Here is a 14,703-nt window from a genome sequence, read left to right as displayed (position 1 = left end):
GCCGCCGGGCTCCGCGCCGCCTGACGACGGCGCCGCACGCGGGGCGGGGGAGTGGCTCAGGTCTCCTTGAGCCACTCCCTCAGCTCTTCCTTCAGCGACCGCTGGAACGCCGTCACCAGCGCCTGCACCACCATCGGCTGCATGTGGGCCGACAGGGACCGCATCGCCGCGACATGCTCGGGGTCCGACTCCCGCTCCCGGCAGGCGTCCTCCACCTCGTCCCGGAAGAGCCGCGACAACTCGCGCGCCGCCGAGCGCGCGTGCTCCATCAGGACCGTGCGCGAGGCCAGGATCGTCTCGTGCGCGATCGGCACGTCGAGGAGTTGCACACCGAGCCGCAGCAGCCCGGTGTCCACTCGCAGCCGGTCCGCCGCGTCCGCCGCGCGGCCCACCACGCCCATCGCCGCGAGCCGGTCCAGGTCCTCGTCCGACAGGGCCCGGCCCGCCCGCCGCTCCAGCTCGGCGCGCGCCATGTCCTCCGCCGCGTCCGGCGCCCACGAAGCCACGACCGCACGGTGAATGGCCAGGTCGTGGGCGCTCAGGTCGGGCGGCAACTGCTCCAGGTACCGCTCGATCGCGGCGAGCGTCATGCCCTGGTGCTGCAACTCCTCGATGAGGGCGAGGCGCGAGAGGTGCCCGGGGCCGTAGTGCCCGACGCGGCGCGGCCCGATCACGGGCGGCGGCAGCAGGCCCTTGGTGCTGTAGAAGCGGATCGTGCGGACGGTGACGCCCGCGCGGGCGGCCAACTCGTCGACGGTGAACGTCGACTCCGCCGCCGCCGTAGATTCGTCCGCCGCCGCGGATGCGTCCGCCGTCGCAGGCTCCTCCGCCGCGGATCGCTCCGTGCCCGTCGTCATCGCGGCCCCTCACCTCCCCGACTGCTGCATCAATGCGGTGCAACAGTATTGCTGTGCCACCACTGTTGTGAAAGTCTCCGGGCCAGTCACGCCACGTAGCCGATGACGAACCCACGGTGCCAGGAGGCGGTTACATGACCACGATCCTGCGGCTTCCCGCAGACCCGGCCCGCATCACCTTCCCCGCCCTGCTGCTGCGCAACGCCGAGGACCACCCCGAACTCCCCGCGCTCTCCTGGCGCGAGGGCAGTGGCTGGACGACGCTCACCTGGAGCGAGGTGCGCCGCAAGACCGCCGTCCTCGCCGCCGGGTACGCCGCGCTCGGCGTCGCACGCGGCGAGCACGTCCTGATGATGATGGGAAACACCCCCGAGCACTGGCTGAGCGACCTCGCCCTGGTCCACCTCGGCGCGGTCCCCGTCACCGTGTACGGCACGTCGGCGCCCGAACAGATCGCGCACATCGCCCGGCACAGCGGCGCCCGCGTCGCGATCGTCGAGGGCGCGCGCGAGCTGCCCCGCTGGGAGCCCCTGCTCGCCGACCCGACGGCTCCCCTGGAACGCCTCGTGGTCGTCGACCCGGCCGCCGCGGGACCGCACCGCACCTACGGCTCGCTGCACGCCACCGGCGCCCGCCTGTTCAGCCCGGACACCTTCGAGAAGACCTGGCGTGCGTCCCGGGCCACGGACCCGCTGACCGTCGTCTACACCTCGGGCACCACCGGCGACCCCAAGGGCGTGCGCCTGACGCACGAAATGGTCGTGGGCAACGGCATCGCCCTGGACTCCGTGATCGAGTTCCCCGAGCACGTCGGCCACATCTGCTACCTGCCGTTCGCGCACATCGCCGAGCGCATGCTCGGGATCTATCTGCCGCTGCTCCGCGCCGCCCAGGTCTATCTGTGCGCCGAGCCGACCCAGGTCGCCGCCACCGTGCGCGAGCTGCGCCCGCACCAGTTCTTCGGCGTGCCGAGGGTGTGGGAGAAGCTCGCCGCCGCCGTGCGGGCGGCGCTCGCCGGACTGCCCGAGGAGCGCCGCCGGGCGGTGGCGGCCGCGAACGAGACGGCCCGCGCCCACGTGGCCTGCCGCGAACGCGGTGAGGAGCCGTCCGCCGAGCTCGCGGCGGCGTACCGCGAGGCCAAGGAGCAGGTCCTGGACCCGCTGCTCGCGCTCGCCGGGTTCGACCGGCTGCTGTGGACGGCCAGCGCGGCGGCGCCGATGCCGGTGGACGTGGTCCGCTTCTGGGCGGGCTTCGGCCTTGTCGTCATGGACGCGTGGGGGCTGACCGAGACGACGGGCGTGGTCACCATCAACAGCCCCGCGGCCTTCAGGATCGGCTCCGTGGGCAAGCCCCTCGCGGGCATGGAGGTGCGCGTCGCCGACGACGGCGAGGTCATGGTGCGCGGTCCGTTCGTCTTCGACGGCTATCTGCGGGGCGAGGGCGGTGGTGTGGACGGCGTGTGCGACGCGGACGGCTGGTTCGCGACCGGCGACATCGGGCACCTCGACGACGACGGCTTCCTGTGGATCACCGACCGCAAGAAGGAGCTGATCGTGACGTCCACGGGCAAGAACGTCGCGCCCGCGCTCGTCGAGAACGCCCTCAAGGAGCACCCCCTCATCGGCCAGGCCCTCGTCCACGGCGACGGCCGCTCGTACCTGGTGGCGCTGCTCGTCCTCGACCCGGACATGGCGCCCGCGTGGGCGGCCGCACACGGCCTCGACACCACCACCACCGATCTCGCCGACCACCCCGCCATACACGCCGAGGTCGCCCGCGCCGTCGAGGCGGCCAACGCGCGCCTCAACCGCACCGAGCAGATCAAGAAGTACCGGCTGCTCGGCCAGGAGTGGAGCCCGGAGTCCGGGGAGCTGACGCCGTCCCTGAAGCTGCGCCGCAGGGTCATCAGACAGAAGTACGCCGACGTCATCGACGGTCTGTACACCGGGTGACGTAGGGCTGTACAGACGCCGCCCACCATGTGAGAAGTGCCGCTATGTGATGTGCACCACCGCATCCGGAACCATCCCTGAGGGAAGGTGTCGCGTTGGTCCGGGCACGTCAGGGGTGCCGCGGGCCCGCAGCACATCCGGACCCCGGAACCTCTTCCGGGCACCACAGAGTGGACCTTCCACGTGAGCAACGACGCCGTAGACACGGCCGCGGACGCCCGCACTGCGTCCCAGGCCGCCCCCGCGGACGCGGGCGACGCCGGTTACAGCAAGGACCTCAAGGGCCGCCACGTCAACATGATCGCGATCGGTGGCGCGATCGGCACCGGCCTGTTCCTCGGGGCGGGTGGCCGCCTCCACTCGGCGGGTCCCGCGCTCGCCGTCGCGTACCTCGTGTGCGGCATCATCGCCTTCTTCGTCGTACGCGCCCTCGGCGAGATGGTCCTCTACCGGCCCTCGTCCGGCTCCTTCGTGAGCTACGCCCGGGAGTTCCTGGGCGAGAAGGGCGCCTACGTCGCCGGCTGGATGTACTTCCTCAACTGGTCGACCACGTGCATCGCCGACATCACGGCCATCGCGCTCTACACGCACTACTGGAGCTTCTTCACGGACATCCCGCAGTGGCTGCTCGCGCTCGCCGCGCTCGCCGTGGTCCTCGCCGTGAACCTGATCTCCGTCAAGTGGTTCGGCGAGATGGAGTTCTGGTTCGCGATCATCAAGGTCGCGGCGCTTGTCGCCTTCATGTTCGTCGGCATCTTCCTGGTCTCCACCCAGCACAAGGTGGGCGGCGAGACCCCCGGCCTGAACATGATCACCGACCACGGCGGCTTCCTGCCGAACGGCCTGATGCCGGTCGTGATCGTCCTCCAGGGTGTCGTCTTCGCGTACGCGTCGTTGGAGCTGGTCGGTGTCGCCGCGGGTGAGACCAAGGACCCGCAGAAGGTCGTCCCGCGCGCGGTGAACTCGATCATGTGGCGCGTGGGTGTGTTCTACGTCGGCTCGGTCGTGCTGCTCGCGCTGCTGCTCCCCGGCTCGGTCTACTCCGCCGACGAGAGCCCGTTCGTCACGGTGCTCTCCAAGATCGGTGTCTCGGGCGCCGGTGACGTGATGAACTTCGTCGTCCTCACCGCGGCCATGTCCTCGCTGAACTCCGGTCTGTACTCCACCGGCCGCATCCTGCGCTCCATGGCCATGGCGGGCTCGGCGCCCAAGTTCACGGCGAAGATGAACCGCAACCAGGTGCCCTACGGCGGCATCCTGCTCACGGCCTCGGTGGGTGTCCTCGGCGTCGCCCTCAACCGCGTGGTGCCGGACAAGGCCTTCGAGATCGTCCTGAACGTGGCGTCGCTCGGCATCATCGGCACCTGGATCAGCATCATGGTCTGCCACCTGGCCTTCGTCCGCAGGGCCAAGGAAGGCCACCTGACCAGGCCGAACTTCCGGCTCCCCGGCAGCGGCGTCACGCAGTACATCACCATCGCGTTCCTCCTGGCCGTGCTCGGCCTGATGTGGAAGGACGCCGAGGTGGGCCGCAAGACGCTCTTCCTCATCCCGATCGTGGCGGCCGCGCTCACCGTCGGCTGGTACGCGATCCGTCGCAAGCAGGACCGCGAAACCGACCGCGAGGCGGCCGAGCTCGGCAAGTAGCACCGGCGGCGCGCGCGGCGAGAGCCCGCGCGCGGCTCCCGCGGCGGGCGGTGTCCTTCGGGGCACCGCCCGCTGCCGTGTCCGCGCGGTTCGCGCGACGCACCCGCCCGCCGCTGTCCCACGCGGCTCCCGGGCGTCGCGCACAGAGCGGGCATACCGCCGCATACTGGTGATGTGTCCGACCCCGCGCCACCCCCGCCCGACGGGATCCTGTGGGACATCGCCGGTGAGTACCGCACGCTCCTCGCCCTGCCCGCCGCGATGGTCCTGCAGGTGGCGCACCCGGCGGTCGGCGCGGGCGTCGACGCGCACTCGGTGTTCCGCACGGACCCGTGGGGGCGCGGCGAGCGCTCGATCAGGTCCCTGCTGCTCTGGGTGTACGGAGGCGAGGCCGCCGCCGACGAGGGGCGCAGGCTGCGCGCGCGGCACCGGGACATCCGGGGCACCGACACCCGAGGGCGGCGCTATCACGCCCTCACCCCCGCGAACTACGCCTGGGTGCACGCCACCGGCTTCCCCGTCCACCGGCACGCCCGGGCCTGCCTCGGGGAGCCGTTCACGCCCGCCGAGGAGCGCCGGCTGTACGCGGAGTGGCTCCAGGTCGGACGGATCCTCGGGCTCCACGACCGGGACATGCCGCAGTCCCTGGAGGAGTTCTGGCCGTACTACCGGCGGATCCTCGCCGAGGAGCTCGAAGAGACCCAGGTCGTACGTGACCTCGTCGCCGTCGACCGCCGGCTGCCCCCGCCCGACCGCGGCCCGCGGGCCCTCCAGGCCGTTCTGAGGGTGCTGTGGCCCGTGCTGCTGCCCGGCCTCGCCCGGTTCCGGCGCTTCCTCACCGTGGGCCTGCTGCCGCCCGATGCCCGCGCCGCCATCGGCCTCGCGTGGACGCCCGCCCAGGAGCGCCGCCTGTGCCGCTTCGGCCGCGCGGTCCGCTGGGCCTACCCGCGCCTGCCCGAACGCCTCCGCTACGCCCCACCGGCCCACCGCGCCCGGCGGTCCCGCCCGCCCACCCGATGACCGGGCGGGCGGGGGAACCGCCAGGGAGCGGCTGCGCCGTCAGTGCTTGTGGCCCTTGGCGTGCCCGGCCCCGGCCCCTTCCTCGTGGTCGTGCAGGGAGTTCGTCGCGGCGATCTTCTTCCAGGACTTCGGCTTGGCCTGGGCGGCCTTGCCCGCCGCACGGACACCGGCATCGCGCGCGGCCGGAGCGCCCGGCTTCCCGGCCTTGTAGAGCCAGGTGTCGAAGAGGGCGGAGAGCGGCTTGCCGCTGATCTTCTCGGCGTAGACCACGAAGTCCCGCACGCTCGCGTTGCCGTACGCGTGCGCCTTCGGCCAGCCCTTCAGGATGCGGAAGAAGGTCTTGTCGCCGACCTCGTTGCGCAGGGCCTGCAGGGCGAGCGCCCCGCGGTCGTACACGGCGATGTGGAACTGGTTGTCCGGCCCAGGGTCGCCGGGCTTCACCTGCCAGAAGGGGGAGTCCGCCGGGTTGTTCGCGTACACGTAGTCGGCGAGTTCCTGGGCCGTGCCCTCGCCCTCCTTCTCCGACCACAGCCACTGGCTGTAGCGGGCGAAGCCCTCGTTGACCCAGATGTCCTTCCAGTTCTCCACGGAGACGCTGTCGCCGTACCACTGGTGGGCCAGCTCATGGACGACGATGGAGACGTTGGAGCCGTTCGCGAAGGCCTTCGGGCTGTAGAAGGGCCGCGTCTGGGTCTCCAGGGCGAAGCTGGTCGGCACGTTGGGCACGTAGCCGCCGAGCGCGTTGAACGGGTACGTGCCGAAGACCTCCTCCAGCCACTCGGCGACCTCGGTGGTCCGCTCGATGCTGGCACGCGCGGCGCCCGCGTTGTCGCCGAGGTCCTTGCTGTAGGCGTTGAGGACGGGCAGGCCGTTCTCGGTCTTGTCCGTGGTGATGTCGAACTTGCCGACGGCTAGCGTGGCCAGATACGTGGCCTGCGGCTTGTTGGAGCGCCAGTTGAAGCGGGTCCAGCCGAGCTTGGAGGACTGCGACTGGAGTACGCCGTTGGAGATGGCCTGGGTGCCGTCCGGCACGGACACCGACACGTCGTACGTCGCCTTGTCGCGCGGGTGGTCGTTGCCCGGGAACCACCAGGCCGACGACTCCGGCTCCTGCGCCGCCACGCCGCCGTCGGGCGTGCGCTGCCAGGCGGTGAAACCGTGGATCTTCACCTCGGAGGGCTTGCCGGCGTAACGGACCACGATCGACACGGAACTGCCCTTGGGCAGGCCCGCCTTCGGCGTGATCTCCAGCTCCTGCTCGCCGGTCTTGGCGAACGCCGCCTTCTTGCCGTTGACACGGACCTCGCTGACCTTCAGGCCGAAGTCGAGGTTGAAGCGGGAGAGGTCCTGGGTGGTGGTGGCCTGGATGGTGGCCGTGCCCTCGAGGAGGTCCGTCTTCGGCTGGTACTTCAGGCGCAGGTCGTAGTGGGAGACGTCGTAGCCGCCGTTGCCCGCGTCGGGGTAGTAGTGGTCGCCGGCGCCCGGGGCCCCGGGGGAGAAGTCGGCGGCCGATGCCGGGATCGCCAGCAGGGCGAACGCGGCCGCGAGTGCGCCCGGGGCGATGAGTCTGCGGTGCACGTGGAACTCCAAGTCATCACGGAATGAGACGGGTTGCGCCGCGACGCGGCTCGGCGACCCCAGGGACAAGGGGCCGCCGAGCAGCGTCCGGCACGAGGTGACGCACGATGCGGTCGACCCTATTGAGCACTCCCGCTCCTGGCCATGTCCATGGCCGCATATGTCACACGATCGCCATTCGGCCGACATGTGCGATCACGTCCCATGGACCTTTCCGATACGTCTACGGCCCTCTATCCGACGGCTGTTGACGCGTGTACCTTCCGCGCCATGCCGATACGCGCGCGACACACGCGCCTTGCGACCTTGCCGATGTGGAGAACGCTCCTGGCAGCGGCCCTCGCCGCCCTCCTCGCCACGCTCCTGTCCCCGGGCGGCGCGGCACACTCCGCGCCGCGCGGCCCGGAGACCGGGAGCGCCGCACGGGCCGAGGAGAGCAGACCCGTCTACTCCTACGCGGACGCGATACGCGAGTCCGTGTGGGTCGACACCCGGATCGACGGCGACGCGAACGGAAAGACCGACCGTGTCGCCGTCGACATAGTCCGGCCCCGCGAACCGGCCGCCAAGGGCCGGAAGATACCCGTCATCATGGACGCCAGCCCGTACTACTCCTGCTGCGGGCGCGGCAACGAGAGCCAGAAGAAGACGTACGACGCCAACGGCAACCCCGTGCAGTTCCCGCTGTACTACGACAACTACTTCGTGCCCCGCGGCTACGCCTTCGTCGCCGTCGACCTCGCGGGCACCAACCGCTCCTACGGCTGCGTCGACATCGGCGGCCGCTCCGACGTCCAGTCCGCCAAGGCCGTCGTCGACTGGCTCAACGGCCGCGCCCACGGCTACACCTCGCGCACCGGCGAGAAGCGGACCGACGCGCGCTGGACCAACGGCCGCACCGGCATGATCGGCAAGAGCTACGACGGCACCATCGCCAACGGCGTCGCCGCGACCGGCGTCGAGGGCCTGGAGACGATCGTGCCGATCGGCGCCATCTCCTCCTGGTACGACTACTACTTCGCCAAGGGCGCCCCGCTGTTCAACAGCGGCCCCGACGGGCTCGCGCGCGGCGTGGAGAGCCCCGAGGCCGCGGCCCGCTGCGGCCACGTCAAGCAGCGCCTGATCCAGGGCGCGCCCCGCACCGGCGACTGGACCCCGCTGTGGACCGAGCGCGACCACGTGCCGGACGCCCGCAAGGTCAAGGCCAGCGTCTTCGTCGTCCACGGCCAGCAGGACCTGAACGTGCGCACCAAGCACTTCGGGCAGTGGTGGGACGCCCTCGCCGACGCCGGTGTGCAGCGCAAGATCTGGCTGAGCCAGGCCGGCCACGTCGACCCCTTCGACTTCCGGCGCGCCGACTGGGTGCGCACCCTGCACCGCTGGTTCGACCATGAACTCCTCGGCCACCGCAACGGCATCGACCGCGAGCCCATGGCCGACATCGAGCGCGCCCCCGACCGCTGGACCACCGACCGCACCTGGCCGCCGCGTGCCACCAAGACCACGGCGCTGCGCCCCGCCAAGGGCAGCGCGCCCGGCGTCGGCACCCTCGGCACCCGTCCCGGCGAGGGCACCGAGACGTTCACCGACGACCGACGGCTCAGCGAGACCGACTGGGCCGCGACGATCGACTCGTCCACGCCCGCCAAGGCCGGTTTCACCACCCGGCCGCTCGCCCGTGACCTGCGCGTCTCCGGCTCCTCACAGGTGAAGGTCACCGTCACTCCGACGACCCGCACGGCCCATCTGAGCGCCGTCCTCGTCGACCTCGGCCCCGACACCATCCGCGACTACGCCCACGACGACGAGGGCATCAACACGCTTCCCGACCGCTCCTGCTGGGGATCGAGCACGGCCGGCGACAGCTCCTGCTTCAAGAACACCGAGGCCAGGACCGCCGCCGTCGACTACACCATCTTCAGCCGCGGCTGGGCCGACCTCGGCAACCACGCCTCCGACCAGGGGGAGCCGCTGACCCCCGGCAAGCCGTACACCATCACCCTCGACCTGGCCGCGAGCGACCACGTCGTACCGAAGGGCCACCGGCTCGCACTGATCGTCGGCGGCACCGACCGCAACCTCATCCAGCCCCCCGCCGACACCCCGACCCTGACCGTCGACCTCGCCCGCACCGCCCTGCGGGTCCCGCTCGTCGGCGGCGCCAAGGCCCTCGCCACGACCCCGCACAGCACCATCCCGCGCGAGTCCCGGCTCGAGGGCGTCGCGGAGCCGCGCCTGATCACCCCCATCCCTGGAGGCCGCACCTCATGACCCCCCGCATCCGTGCCGTGGCCCTGGCCGCGGCCTGTGCCGCCCTCGCCGCCCCCCTCCTGACGGCCCCCGCGCAGGCGGCCCCGCCCACGCCGCCGCGCACCGGCTTCGAGGAGAGCAACGGGGCGCGCTGGACCAGCCAGCCCGAGGAGCAGCGGCTCCTGAGAACGATCGACAAGGCCACCGACCGGGTGTCGGTGTCCCGCATCGGCACGACCAAGCAGGACCGGCCCGTGCAACTGGTGCGGATCGGTGAGCGCCGCACCGCGAGCACCGTGCTGCTCGTCTGCAGCCAGCACGGCGACGAGCCGTCCGGCCGCGACGCCTGCCTCACCACCATCCGCGACCTGGCGTACGCCAAGGACAAGAAGACCCGGCGCTTCCTGTCCCGCACCACCCTCCTCGTCGTGCCCACCGCGAACCCCGACGGCCGCGCCGCCAACACCCGCGGCAACTCCGACGGCGTCGACATCAACCGCGACCACATCGCCCTGGCCACCGCCGAGGGCCGCGCCCTGGCCGCCGTCATCCGAGACCACGAGCCCGACGCCATCTACGACCTGCACGAGTACGGGGCCACGCCCAAGTACTACGACAAGGACCTCTTCGACCTCTGGCCGCGCAACCTGAACACCTACGGCGCGGTGCACGACGAGGCCAAGAAGCTCTCGCTCGACTACGTCCGGCCCGCCGCCGAAGCCGACGGCTACACCACGGGCACGTACGGCATCTGGACCGACCCGGTCACCGGCGAGCCGATCAAGCAGGTCGCGGGCGACGGCCAGGAGCGCATCCTGCGCAACGCCTCCGGCCTCAAGCACGCCGCCGGACTGCTCATAGAAAGCCGCGTCGACCCCCTCACCGACGCCGAGAAGAACGACGAGGCCCTGAACAACCGGCGCCGGGTGCGCTCGCAACTCTCGGCACTCACCGGCTTGTTCTCGTACGCCGACGAGCACCGGTGGCGCCTGGAGGCGGCGAGCACCGCGTCCCGGCTCGCGGGCCTGCGCGACCGAGGACCCGTCTACCTGGGCGGCGCCGACAACGACCCGGCGGAGCCCGCCGAGATCATCAAGGACCCGGCGTGCGGCTACCGCCTGACGCCGCAACAGTTCGCCGACGTCAAGGATGAACTCGGCCTCCACGGCGTTACCGTGAAGCGGGACGGCGCGGGCGCCCTCGTGCCGCTGCGGCAGCCCGCGCGCGCACTCGTCCCGCTGCTCCTGGACGAACGCGCGCCGTACCACCTCGTCACCGGGCAGCCCGACACCGACTGTTGAGGCATCGGAGCGCACGTCACATGTGGTAGGGGGTAGCGGAGAAGAACCGAAGGTCGATCAACGACTCCGCGAAAGGTGCACCTGTGACCCAGGAAACAGAGAAAGCGGACGGCGGAGGAGGCCCGCCGTCAGTGGCGGGCCCCTCCGTCGGCCGGTCCCCACAGACCGACCGGGTGGTCTTCGGCGTGACCGCCGGGCTCACCCTGGCGTTCGTCGTGTGGGGCGCCGTCGCCACGGACACCCTCGAAGACATCTCGTCCGACATGCTCGAAGGTCTGATCCACAACGGTGGTTGGGCCTTCATGCTGGCGGCGTCCGGCTTCGTGGTCTTCGCGCTGTGGCTGGCGGTCAGCCGGTACGGCAAGATCACGCTCGGCAAGGAGGGTGAGGAACCCGAGTTCCGCACCGTGTCCTGGGTCGCGATGATGTTCAGCGCCGGTATGGGCATCGGTCTGATGTTCTACGGCGTGAGCGAACCGCTCGCGCACTTCTCCACGCCGCCGCCCGGCACCGACCCCGCGGACAAGGCCGCCGCCATGGAGACCTCCATGGCGACGACCCTCTTCCACTGGACGCTGCACCCGTGGGCGATCTACGCGGTCGTGGGTCTCGCCATCGCCTACAGCACCTTCCGGCGGAACCGGCGCCAGACCATCAGCTCCGTCTTCGTCCCGCTCATCGGCGAGAAGCACGCCCACGGCACGTGGGGCCGGGTCATCGACATCCTCGCCATCCTCGCCACGCTCTTCGGCTCCGCGGCCTCCCTCGGCCTCGGCGCGCTCCAGATCGGCAGTGGCATCGAGGAGCTGGACTGGCGGGACAAGGCGACCACCGGGCTGCTCATCTCCGTCATCGCCGTGCTGACCGTGGCGTTCGTGGCCTCGGCGGTGTCCGGCGTGGAGAAGGGCATCCAGTGGCTGTCGAACATCAACATGGTGCTCGCCCTGGTCCTGGTCGTGTTCGTCTTCATCGCGGGCCCGACCGTCATCATCCTCGACCTGATCCCCACCTCCATCGGCTCCTATCTGGGCGACCTGCCCCAGCTCATCGGGCGCACGGAGGCATCGAGCGGTGAGGGTGTCTCGGCCTGGCTGGGCAGCTGGACGGTCTTCTACTGGGCCTGGTGGATCTCGTGGACGCCGTTCGTCGGCATGTTCATCGCCCGCATCAGCCGCGGGCGCACCATCCGGCAGTTCGTGGGCGGCGTCATCCTCGTGCCCAGCACGGTCAGCCTGCTGTGGTTCGCGGTCTTCGGCGGCAGCGCCATAAAGGTCAAGGAGGGCGGCGGCTTCAAGGGTGACGACACCGCGGAGGCGCAGCTGTTCGGTCTGCTGCACGAGTACCCCATCGCGACGGCCACCAGCCTGCTCGTGATGATCCTCGTCGGCATCTTCTTCGTGTCCGGGGCGGACGCCGCCTCGATCGTCATGGGCACGCTCTCCCAGAAGGGTTCGCTCGAACCCGGACGCCTCGTGGTGATCTTCTGGGGCGTGGTCACGGGAGCCGTGGCGGCGATCATGCTGCTCATCGGCGACGGGAAGGACAACGCCCTCACGGGCTTGCAGAATCTGACGATCCTGGTGGCGGCGCCCTTCACCCTGGTCATGATCGGGATGTGTGTGGCGCTCATGCGCGATCTGCGCCACGACCCGCTGATCGTCCGGGGCGAGCACGGCACTGAGGCCGTCGAGAAGGCCGTCATCGCCGGTCACGAGCAGTACGGCGTCGGCGAGTTCGAGCTCCGGATCGGCCCGGCCGAGAACGGGGACGACACGGACACCGACTCGGGCGCCGAACAGCAGCCCGATCCGGCTCGCTGAGATCCGCTGAGATCCCGTACCGGCCACGGCGCTCGCGCCGTGGCCGGTACGGCTTTCGTGGCAGCGGTGCCGACAGGTGCGGGGCCGTGCTGCTGGTGGCGGATCTCAGGCAGTGGCTTCCTCCACGAGCCGCGCCGCCTCCCCGGCGCAGCCCCACGCCACGGTCACCCCGGCCCCGCCGTGCCCGTAGTTGTGCACGAGCACCCGCCCGCCGTCACGCGCTTCGCACTCCAGGCGCACCGACGCACGCCCGGGCCGCAGCCCCACCCGGTGCCCGATGACCCGGGCCGTCGCGATCTCCGGCCGCACCCGCGCGCACCGCTCGACGATCTCCTTCGCCACCGCCGGATCGGGCTCCAAGGACCAGTCACCGTCGTCGGCCGTCCCGCCGAGCACCAGCCGCCCGGGCTGCGGCATCACGTACGTCGTCGTCGCCGACGCGGTGTCAGCGGCCGTGAACCACGTACGGATCCCGGGGTTCTCCACGAGCACCAGCTGCCCCCGCACGGGACGTACCCCGTCGCCCGGTACGAGGTCCCGGGCACCGAGCCCCGAGCAGTTGACGACGCAAGGGGCCCCGTCGAGCGCCTCGTCGAGGCTCTTCGCCGTCCGCTCCTCGACCGTGCCGCCCGCCGCGAGCAGCCGCTCCCGCAGCCACGCCAGGTGCGTCGGCATGTCGATCAGCGGCAGCTGCGCCCACAGCCCGCCGCCCGCGTACTCCTCGGGTGTCGCCGCGCGCAGCCCCCGCACCCGCGCGGCCCACGACCCCAGACCGTCCAAGTGGATCCCGGCGTGTACGCCCTCGACCATGCGTACGCCCGTGTGCTCCGCGTCGGCCGACAACTCCTCGTACACCGCGAGCGAGCGCACCGACCACTCGCCGACCAGCGCCTCGGGTTCGATGCGGTAGGGCCACCACAGGCCGCCCGCAACAGCCGAGGTCGTGCGCTCGACCGGGTCCCGGGTCCAGACCCGGACGCGGCGGCCGCGCTCCGCGAGCACCACGGCCGTGGTGAGGCCGATGACCCCGGCGCCGATGATCGTCACATCCGACTTTTCCGTCCCACCCATCCCGGAAACGTAGCGGAACACACCATGCCGTGCTCAGACCCCGTACCGGGTGGGGATACTCACAGCATGTCTGCCGAGTATGCGACCTTCGGCCTGGCACCGGCGATGCGCGCCGGTGGAGTTCTCGCAGGCGGTGACTACCAAGTGCACCGCGAATTCGTCGACTTCATCGTGAACGGCCGCCCGCTGCTGTTCCAGCTCGCCGACCTCGACGCGGTGTCCCCGCTGGCGTCCGACATCCCTCCGGCGATCTTCACGGCCCATGTGCGCCGCCTCCTCCTGGAGGCCGAGGCCCCGCTGACGGACGGGCGGTACGTGATCTACGGCTGTCCCGAGTGCGAGGGCCTCGAGTGCGGGGCCGTCACGGCGGTGATCGAACGGACGCGGGGCGGTGCCGGGGCTTCGGCGGAGGAGGCCGCAGACGGGGCCGACGGCGTCGATGACGGCGGCGACGTCGATGAGGGTGCCGACGATGACGGCACTGACGACTATGTGTGGCGCGACTTCGCCTGGCAGACCTCCGAGCACGCCGACCTGGAGCTCAACGGCTACCACGGCATAGGGCCGTTCCGCTTCCGCGGCGGCGAGTACCGGGCGGAGCTGGGGCGGCTGCTCAACGGGGTCGCGCCGGGTGCCGGGCGGCGGGTGCTGCTCATCGGGGCACGGGTGGCGCTGAACGCGAAGCTCGCGGCGGCGCTGCGCACCATCGGCATCGGCGCGGAGATCGCGGCGGACGCGACGGGGGTACCGGCGGAGGAGCTGCGGACGTACGGGGCGGTGGCGTTCGCGCGGGAGGTGCCCGCGCGGACCCGGGACGCGGTGCGGGCGTCGTTCGAGGACGCGGGCGTCGACATCGCGTTCGTGGAAGGCCTCGCGCCCATCGTCCCGCTGCTCGTCGCCCAGATCGAGTACGCCCTCGACCGCAGCCCGCGGGCGCAGCGCCGCCTGACGCGGCTCGCGATGACCGGCGACAGCGTGGTCACCGAGGTCACCTCCACGTGCCGGGTCCGGCTCACCGTCTACCGCCTCGACCGCCTCTACCGCACCCGCGTCCACGAAGTCCTCGACGAGGTCCTGGAACCCGGCGAGCATCGGGTGGCCCTGCCGGACAGGGCCCGCTACGTGGTGGCGCGGACGCCGGACAGCGTGTTGGTGTCGGCGGCTTCGTCCTGAGGTGAGGGACTCGGCGGGGCGGGGGCTGCCGGGG

10 protein-coding genes are annotated in these 14,703 nt (G+C 71.3%); 7 read left to right on the top strand and 3 right to left on the bottom strand.

Features of this window, described 5'->3' with window-relative positions; all coding sequences use genetic code 11:
- Positions 1 to 56 precede the first annotated feature (56 nt).
- Entirely contained in the window at positions 57 to 857 is an 801-nt protein-coding gene (locus ACZ6BG_RS34075) for a MerR family transcriptional regulator (protein WP_469008737.1), read from the bottom strand.
- 134 nt (positions 858 to 991) lie between these two features.
- On the opposite strand from ACZ6BG_RS34075, the gene ACZ6BG_RS34070 reads away from it, so the two are divergent.
- The 3 genes from ACZ6BG_RS34070 to ACZ6BG_RS34060 all read left to right on the top strand — a co-directional run bounded on the left by ACZ6BG_RS34070 (position 992) and on the right by ACZ6BG_RS34060 (position 5,476).
- The gene (locus ACZ6BG_RS34070; RefSeq protein ID WP_469008733.1) at positions 992 to 2,809 is read left to right on the top strand and encodes an AMP-dependent synthetase/ligase; all 1,818 of its coding nucleotides are present in this window, start codon (positions 992 to 994) and stop codon (positions 2,807 to 2,809) included.
- 183 nt (positions 2,810 to 2,992) lie between these two features.
- Positions 2,993 to 4,456 carry an amino acid permease gene (locus ACZ6BG_RS34065; protein ID WP_405652960.1) on the top strand — a complete coding sequence of 488 codons (1,464 nt, stop codon included), beginning with the start codon at positions 2,993 to 2,995 and terminating at the stop codon, positions 4,454 to 4,456.
- A gap of 174 nt (positions 4,457 to 4,630) precedes the next feature.
- Positions 4,631 to 5,476 carry an oxygenase MpaB family protein gene (locus tag ACZ6BG_RS34060; RefSeq protein WP_469008729.1) on the top strand — a complete coding sequence of 282 codons (846 nt, stop codon included), beginning with the start codon at positions 4,631 to 4,633 and terminating at the stop codon, positions 5,474 to 5,476.
- Positions 5,477 to 5,515: 39 nt separating this feature from the next.
- On the opposite strand, the gene ACZ6BG_RS34055 is transcribed toward ACZ6BG_RS34060, so the two are convergent.
- Positions 5,516 to 7,054 carry a M1 family metallopeptidase gene (locus ACZ6BG_RS34055; protein ID WP_469009001.1) on the bottom strand — a complete coding sequence of 513 codons (1,539 nt, stop codon included), beginning with the start codon at positions 7,052 to 7,054 and terminating at the stop codon, positions 5,516 to 5,518.
- A gap of 270 nt (positions 7,055 to 7,324) precedes the next feature.
- On the opposite strand from ACZ6BG_RS34055, the gene ACZ6BG_RS34050 reads away from it, so the two are divergent.
- The 3 genes from ACZ6BG_RS34050 to ACZ6BG_RS34040 all read left to right on the top strand — a co-directional run bounded on the left by ACZ6BG_RS34050 (position 7,325) and on the right by ACZ6BG_RS34040 (position 12,425).
- The gene (locus ACZ6BG_RS34050) at positions 7,325 to 9,325 is read left to right on the top strand and encodes a Xaa-Pro dipeptidyl-peptidase (protein WP_469008726.1); all 2,001 of its coding nucleotides are present in this window, start codon (positions 7,325 to 7,327) and stop codon (positions 9,323 to 9,325) included.
- Complete coding sequence (locus ACZ6BG_RS34045; RefSeq protein ID WP_469008724.1) at positions 9,322 to 10,605, top strand: M14 family metallopeptidase; 1,284 nt, start codon at positions 9,322 to 9,324, stop codon at positions 10,603 to 10,605. Before ACZ6BG_RS34050 ends, ACZ6BG_RS34045 begins: the two co-directional genes overlap by 4 nt.
- A gap of 131 nt (positions 10,606 to 10,736) precedes the next feature.
- Complete coding sequence (locus ACZ6BG_RS34040) at positions 10,737 to 12,425, top strand: BCCT family transporter (RefSeq protein ID WP_469008722.1); 1,689 nt, start codon at positions 10,737 to 10,739, stop codon at positions 12,423 to 12,425.
- Between the two features lie 105 nt (positions 12,426 to 12,530).
- On the opposite strand, the gene ACZ6BG_RS34035 is transcribed toward ACZ6BG_RS34040, so the two are convergent.
- Positions 12,531 to 13,496 (bottom strand): FAD-dependent oxidoreductase, encoded by a 966-nt coding sequence (locus ACZ6BG_RS34035; RefSeq protein WP_469008719.1) that lies wholly within the window; start codon positions 13,494 to 13,496, stop codon positions 12,531 to 12,533.
- A 66-nt stretch (positions 13,497 to 13,562) separates the two neighbouring features.
- On the opposite strand from ACZ6BG_RS34035, the gene ACZ6BG_RS34030 reads away from it, so the two are divergent.
- Positions 13,563 to 14,669 carry an oxidoreductase gene (locus ACZ6BG_RS34030; RefSeq protein ID WP_469008716.1) on the top strand — a complete coding sequence of 369 codons (1,107 nt, stop codon included), beginning with the start codon at positions 13,563 to 13,565 and terminating at the stop codon, positions 14,667 to 14,669.
- The last annotated feature ends 34 nt before the right edge of the window (positions 14,670 to 14,703 follow it).

This window comes from Streptomyces sp. NPDC041205 (assembly GCF_055591765.1).
The sequence above is the reverse complement of the archived record's forward strand: the minus strand, read 5'-3'. Positions and strand labels throughout refer to the sequence as shown.

Bases quoted from the DNA above. Each gene is read 5' to 3' on its own strand.
- ACZ6BG_RS34070 (WP_469008733.1), top strand. From the start codon at position 992: ATGACCACGATCCTGCGGCTTCCCGCAGACCCGGCCCGCATCACCTTC.
- ACZ6BG_RS34030 (WP_469008716.1), top strand. From the start codon at position 13,563: ATGTCTGCCGAGTATGCGACCTTCGGCCTGGCACCGGCGATGCGCGCC.
- ACZ6BG_RS34045 (WP_469008724.1), top strand. From the start codon at position 9,322: ATGACCCCCCGCATCCGTGCCGTGGCCCTGGCCGCGGCCTGTGCCGCC.
- ACZ6BG_RS34035 (WP_469008719.1), bottom strand. From the start codon at position 13,496: ATGGGTGGGACGGAAAAGTCGGATGTGACGATCATCGGCGCCGGGGTC.
- ACZ6BG_RS34050 (WP_469008726.1), top strand. From the start codon at position 7,325: ATGCCGATACGCGCGCGACACACGCGCCTTGCGACCTTGCCGATGTGG.
- ACZ6BG_RS34075 (WP_469008737.1), bottom strand. From the start codon at position 857: ATGACGACGGGCACGGAGCGATCCGCGGCGGAGGAGCCTGCGACGGCG.